The organism is Mycobacterium sp. THU-M104, assembly GCF_049197365.1.
GTDB lineage: Bacteria > Actinomycetota > Actinomycetes > Mycobacteriales > Mycobacteriaceae > Mycobacterium.
The window spans coordinates 1-5,673 of the sequence record NZ_JBMIOP010000217.1 but is presented as its reverse complement, the minus strand read 5'-3'; the positions used below and the strand labels follow the sequence as shown (position 1 = coordinate 5,673).

Annotated in this window: 7 protein-coding genes; 2 read left to right on the top strand and 5 right to left on the bottom strand. The window is 68.3% G+C overall.

Going from position 1 to position 5,673, the window contains the following annotated elements:
• Positions 1–515 (bottom strand): type I restriction endonuclease (locus ACOJVU_RS16795; RefSeq protein WP_421530803.1); only part of this gene is annotated, 515 nt, incomplete at its 3' end.
• 122 nt (positions 516–637) lie between these two features.
• On the opposite strand from ACOJVU_RS16795, the gene ACOJVU_RS16790 reads away from it, so the two are divergent.
• Positions 638–1,651: an NADP-dependent oxidoreductase gene (locus ACOJVU_RS16790; RefSeq protein ID WP_421530802.1), complete on the top strand. Its 1,014-nt coding sequence runs from the start codon at positions 638–640 to the stop codon at positions 1,649–1,651.
• 203 nt (positions 1,652–1,854) lie between these two features.
• Here ACOJVU_RS16790 and ACOJVU_RS16785 read toward each other — a convergent pair whose 3' ends face one another.
• Both ACOJVU_RS16785 and ACOJVU_RS16780 read right to left on the bottom strand, forming a co-directional pair.
• Positions 1,855–2,295: a TA system VapC family ribonuclease toxin gene (locus tag ACOJVU_RS16785; protein ID WP_421530801.1), complete on the bottom strand. Its 441-nt coding sequence runs from the start codon at positions 2,293–2,295 to the stop codon at positions 1,855–1,857.
• Between the two features lies 1 nt (position 2,296).
• Entirely contained in the window at positions 2,297–2,527 is a 231-nt protein-coding gene (locus ACOJVU_RS16780; RefSeq protein WP_421530800.1) for a ribbon-helix-helix protein, CopG family, read from the bottom strand.
• Between the two features lie 258 nt (positions 2,528–2,785).
• Between ACOJVU_RS16780 and ACOJVU_RS16775 the strand changes: the two genes are divergently transcribed.
• Positions 2,786–3,544, top strand: a complete 759-nt coding sequence (locus tag ACOJVU_RS16775) for an SCO6745 family protein (protein ID WP_421530799.1) — start codon at positions 2,786–2,788, stop codon at positions 3,542–3,544.
• An 87-nt stretch (positions 3,545–3,631) separates the two neighbouring features.
• Here the strand turns inward: ACOJVU_RS16775 and ACOJVU_RS16770 are convergent, their stop codons facing one another.
• Both ACOJVU_RS16770 and ACOJVU_RS16765 read right to left on the bottom strand, forming a co-directional pair.
• On the bottom strand, positions 3,632–4,894 hold the full coding sequence (locus tag ACOJVU_RS16770) for a hypothetical protein (RefSeq protein WP_421530798.1): 1,263 nt from the start codon (positions 4,892–4,894) through the stop codon (positions 3,632–3,634).
• Positions 4,895–5,138: 244 nt separating this feature from the next.
• Entirely contained in the window at positions 5,139–5,513 is a 375-nt protein-coding gene (locus ACOJVU_RS16765) for a hypothetical protein (RefSeq protein WP_421530797.1), read from the bottom strand.
• Between the last annotated feature and the right edge of the window lie 160 nt (positions 5,514–5,673).

Below are 5,673 nucleotides of genomic sequence, written 5' to 3'. Positions count from 1 at the left end.
AACCACCACAGATCCTCGGGGGCTTCCTCGGTGTCAAGTTGCAGCCACACCCGAGGGCGCAAACCGCCACCGACGACGTCGGCCGCGTACAGCATCATCGAGTCGCTCACCGCCACCGCCTTGACGCGCTGATCGTCGGCGTAGCGACGGGCCTGGGTCAACGCGGCGTCGATCGCCGTCTTGTGCCCGGTCAGCCAGCCGGGCCGTTTGACCTCCAGCACCAGGTATTTCAGCCCCAGTCGGGTCAACACGATGTCGGCCCGTTCCACCTGCGGCCGGACGTTTTCGATCGGCCAGTCCAGGACGGTGGTGAAAAGGTTCTCCAGGATGTTCTCGGCGACCTTCTCGACGGGCTGCCCGCCTCCGCCTTGCCGCAGGCGTCTGCGGCGCTCGACGGCAAACGCCGGCCACGTCGCGTGGATGCGTTCGGCGCAGGTGCGGTAGGCGGCCAGCCTGCTGACCGAGTCACCATCCGCAGCGGGCCTGACGGTGTCGACCATGTCTGATTGCGACATGCGTCGAGGGTAGGCGGACCGCGGCCGTCGGTGCGGTGTTTCGGCGCAGCAACTTCAGCACAACGCCCCGCGTCGCCCGATGCGACGGCGACCGGCGGCCGTTCGGCGCTACCGTGTAGCTCATGGCCGAACGCAACCGTCGCTTCCTTCTCCGCCGGCGCCCCACGGGGCGCATCGACGCGGACACCTTCGAGCTCAGCGAGGAGGCGGTGCCGAACATCGGTGACGGTGAGGCGCTGGTGCGCGTCGACTGGATCTCGCTGGATCCGACCAACCGCATGTGGATCAGCGCCACCCCGACCTACCTGCCGCCGGTCGGCATCGGGGAGGTGATGCGCGGGCTGGGCCTCGGCGAGGTGGTCGCGTCCAACAGCCCCGACTATCGGGTGGGCCAGATGGTGCAGGGTCTGGTCGGCTGGCAGCAGTACGCGGTCGCCTCGCCGGCGGCGCCGCTGATGCCGGTCGAGGTGGCCGAGGGCGTGTCGCCGAGCGCCTATCTCGGCGCGCTGGGCATGACCGGACTGACCGCCTGGGTCGGCATCCGCGACATCGGCAAGCCGAAGCCGGGGGAGACGGTGGTGGTCTCCGCGGCAGCCGGTGCGGTGGGCTCGGTGGCCGGTCAGCTCGCCAAGGCCGCCGGCGCGCGCGTCGTGGGGATCGCCGGCGGGCCCGAGAAGTGCGCGCTGATCACCGAGCGGCTCGGCTTCGACGCGGCCGTCGACCACCGCGCCGGCGACTGGGCCGCCCAGCTCGCCGCGGCCACACCGAATGGCATCGACGTCGACTTCGAGAACGTGGGCGGCGACATCATGGACGCCATCTTCGCGCGCCTCAACATCGGTGCGCGGGTGGCGTTGTGCGGCATGATCTCGGGCTACAACGCGGCCGATCCGCCGCCGGGGCCGCGCGCGTTCGGCAACCTGCTCATCCAGCGCGCGATGGTGCAGGGCTTCATCGTCCTCGACCACTTCGGGCGCGCGCCGGAAGCGATCGCCGAGATCGCCGGCCTGATCACCGCGGGCAAGCTCACCCCGCTCGAGACCGTCGTCGAGGGCTTCGAGCAGTTGCCGACGGCCATCAACATGCTCTTCGACGGCGCCAACGTCGGCAAGCTCGTCGTCAATATATCCGGCTAGAACGCCTGGGCGGGCGCGTCGCGATCTCGATGGCGCACAACGGTTCTCACCCGATCCGATCCAGCAGACGCGTAGGTCAATCAGCAGAACGGGCGGTTAGCGAGCGTATTGCGACGCACGCGGGCGGGACGGGCGTTGCAACCGTCCCGCTACGTTGAGGCCATAGAACCCTCACGGATGTGCGCCCGCCATGGCCCACCCGATTACTTGCCGTCGCCCCTCTGGATGGGGTTGAGCCAGTGCACCTCGCCGAATCGGGCGAAATCCGAGTCCGCGCTGACGATCGTCAGGCCATGCTCGATGCACAGCGCGGCGAGTGCGGCATCGCTGACCAGGTTGCCGCGCAAATCCAAGTCCCGCACAAGGCGGCCGAAAATGCTCCGGTGACTGCGCCCCGGCGCGGGAACCCACGTGGTTGGCGCATCCAGCCAATCCTCGACGAACGCCCACGCCTCCGCCGCGGCCAGGGGCGACCGCAGCGCCCGCGGGTGAGTCGCGATCCGGATGAACGCAGCCACGGAACTCCACGGAATACCGATCCGGCGGTCCCCGTTGAGGGTGTCCTCCAGCCACGTGCGGGCCGGCGGGTGGAACGGGCTGGTCTCATCGACGGCGTAGAGCAAGATGTTGGCGTCGACCAGCACCTCAACGCGCCTCGATGCCGTCGAGGTCCTCGAGCGCTTGGGCTACGTTCGAGACATCCACGCGGATACCGAGTTTGGCGGTCTTCTGGGTGAACGGCCTGCCGGCGTCGCGGGGGAGGAGGCCTTGTCGGATGAGATGGTTGACCGCCTCGCTGGTGCCGATACCGCGGTCGTGGCGCAACTGCTCCACCGCCTTCGCGGTGTCATCGTCCAAGTCGACCGTCGTACGCACGCGATAATCCTAGCATCGCGAATCGCTGAGGTATGCATCATGATGCGCATCATGGTGCATCGCTGCTCGTCGCAATCGGTCTGTCGCTGAATAGTCGCTCGGAGGCGGGCAATTCGCATGGGGGGCGGTGCTCATTCCCGCGGCAACCTGAGGTCGGGTATTGCGCGATGGTGTTGCGCGGGTGGGCGCGCGGTCGCCACCGACCCCCAGGAGTAGCCTGCGAAACACGCAGCGCCAGGACTGACAAGGAGATTCTCAATGGGTCACGACGACGTGCTCGACGCCACCATCGCCGCGGCCGCGCCCATCGAACAAGCGGTCGCGGTGTTCATGCTGCATCCCGAGACGTTCGCTGAAAGCATCGCCGCCGGCTACCAGAACCCGCTCACCGGATACGTCGCCGGCCGCGGCGGCGTGCTGGGCGAGGCCACCGGCGCCACAGTCGCTTCGGTGTTCGTCGCATTCGAGCCCAACTTCCTGCGCGGCTTGTGGGAGGAGGGAATCGCGGTGCGCGGCGCGGCCGGCGCGGCCGAGGTGTACTGGGACCAGGTCGCCGGCTTCGGCCGCAGGCACCTGGCCGGCGCCGAGGGCCTGGACCGCATCGCGGCGCTGGGGGAGAAGATCATCGCGGCGGCACCGGATACGGGCCTGCCGCTGTATGCCGGCTGGCGCGCCATGCCTCCGGCCGACGACGCGCCCGCGCGGGCGCTGCAGGTCATGCACGTCCTGCGCGAGTTGCGCGGCAATGTGCATTTCAACGCCCTCACCATTTCCGGCATCACGCCGGTGGAAGCGCACATGCTCAACAAGGGGCACCAGTATGCGGCGATGTTCGGCTGGCCCGAGCCGTTCGCGGACGGCGCGGACAAAAAGGACCGCTACGCCGAGGTCGAGCAGGCGACCAACCAGCGGATGGCTGAGATTGTCGCGGCCGCACTGACTCCCGGCGAGGCCGACGAACTCGCCCGCCTCAGCGTCGCCGCGCTGGCGGTGCTGAAGGCCTCAGCCACGACCTGAGCGGCCGGCGGGCGACTCCAGATCGTCGACGGCAAGAAGGGGACTGCCGCGGGGAAGCAACACCATCGACGGCGCTTCAAGAGACCGTCACGCCTGTGCGGATCCCTGCCCGGGATTTACTCCGCTGCGCGACACTGGCTTGGCCAGCTGCGCTCCCAGCCAGACGGCCCCCCGGCCCACGGCCGCGAGCACCTGGCCCGTCGCGGTCGCCGCGGCCCCCACGGCTGCCGACGCGGCATCGAGCACGCTGGGAATGGACAAGTCCTCCCAGTCCTCCACCTGCTGATGGCGGGCCTGGATGAAATTGTCGAGTTCCTCGCGCAGCATGCCACGCTGCCTGGCGAGTTCTCGCACTGACGAGAAGCGGAAGCCGTCAATGGCCACGAGTGTCCCGCATCGGTCCAGCACGTTCTTGGCGTCTCGGTAGATGCGCAGGTCCTGTCCGAGATGATGTTCGACGAGCTCGCGAGCTTCGTCGATGGCCCGCAACAACTGCTCGGGTTGGGTCGACTCGATGCGCGCCAGGCTCAGTCGCTGCCAGTTGTGCAGCGACTCCTCGGCGATCACCAGCAGGCTCAAGGTGTCGCCAATGCGACTGTCGTTCATCGCTTTTCGCAGCGTTGCCGCGCGCTGCTGCACGGCCATCGGATGATCGAACGACGCCAGGATGCGAATCACGTGGTTGCGTAGTTGCTCGACGGTGACGTTGAGCGCCGGCCCCAGCGCGGCCACCGAATCCCAGTACGCGTCGGGCAGCGAGCCGTATGTCTCCAGCGAGTCGACCATCCGCGTCACCGTCAGGTTGTTGCCCAGGACGTCGTCTGCCCGGTGAGCGCGCGCCACCTCCAGGACCGCCTCGACCTTGTCCTCGACGCGACGGACGGCGTCCTCCACCTCGGCGACCGCGGACTTCAGTGCCATCTGCACGGCGATCAGCTGCGCTGACATCATCGCTTCCGGGCCGATCCCCGCCGGACGCCACTGCAGCGGCGCAAGGAGCCGATCGTCGGCGGCGAGCGTTGTCAGCCGGAAGAAGCCGTCGCCGCCGGGGATCAGCGCGCCATCCTTCAACGCGGCGAGGCTGTCCCGGCCCAGCTGGACGTACTTGCCGGTGTCGGTCAGCAGCGAGGTCAGCATGGCCAGGCCGCTGCCGGCGTTCGTCACCGATGCCCCCTCGATCCCGGCGACGCGAATGGCGTGCCCGGTGCTCGCCCGCAGCCTGTCGACATAGCACTCGACGGCGGCGGGATCACCGCCCAGTAGCAGGGTTCCGTCGCGGATCGCCACCATGACTTCGTCGGTCGCGACATCAGTTACGGGAGATACATCGGAGATCTCGGATGTGCTCACGGTGGCCCCTCATGATCCGTCGGCATGCGATCGGGCAGGCCGCTAGTTGACGGGACTTTGTCGTCTGGCAAATCCGGACATTACATCCGCGTACCTTCGAAGGTCAGCAGTTTGCTACCTGTTCGGTGAGAATTCACAAGAAGGAATCGGACGTCGGCCTCGGGTTGCGTGGGCTCGGTTGTCGTCGCGAGTCAGACGCCACGTCCGTGACGATCCCAGTCCTGTGGTTCGTCGTCCACGAACCTCACTGGCCGGACTCAGCGCTGACGTTGCGGGCGCCAATGGCATTGCGCAGACCCGAGCAGTTCACGCACCCGACGCACCCCACACAGTCGACGCAACGTACGCAACCGATGCAGGCGACGCACCGCGCGCAGGCGATACACGCCATGCATGCCACACATTCGCGCACCAGAACGCTCAGCACCGTCAACACGCTGCCGATCACGCCGACGCTGCCCGCGGTGCCCGCCGAGCCCGCTATCGCAACGCTGCCGGCGGTGGCGACCGATCCGGCCACCGCGACGTTGCCGGCGGTGGCGACCGATCCGGCCACCGCGACGTTGCCGGCGGCTGCGACCGATCTCGTCGCCGCGATGCTGTCATCACCGGTGATCACGCCCCCAGCCGATCGGTGTCAGGTGCCGAAGCTGCCGCCGGCGCCGCCTACCGGTGCGGGTGGTGCCTGGGGGGTGGGGGTGCCGTTGATGCGGCTGGCGGCGAAGGCGGCGCCTTTGTCGATCATGCTGATGTCGTCGGTGTAGGTGTTGTGGGCGGCG

Coding starts and splice junctions, on each gene's coding strand:
- ACOJVU_RS16790 (WP_421530802.1), top strand. CDS start 638: ATGGCCGAACGCAACCGTCGCTTCCTTCTCCGCCGGCGCCCCACGGGG.
- ACOJVU_RS16775 (WP_421530799.1), top strand. CDS start 2,786: ATGGGTCACGACGACGTGCTCGACGCCACCATCGCCGCGGCCGCGCCC.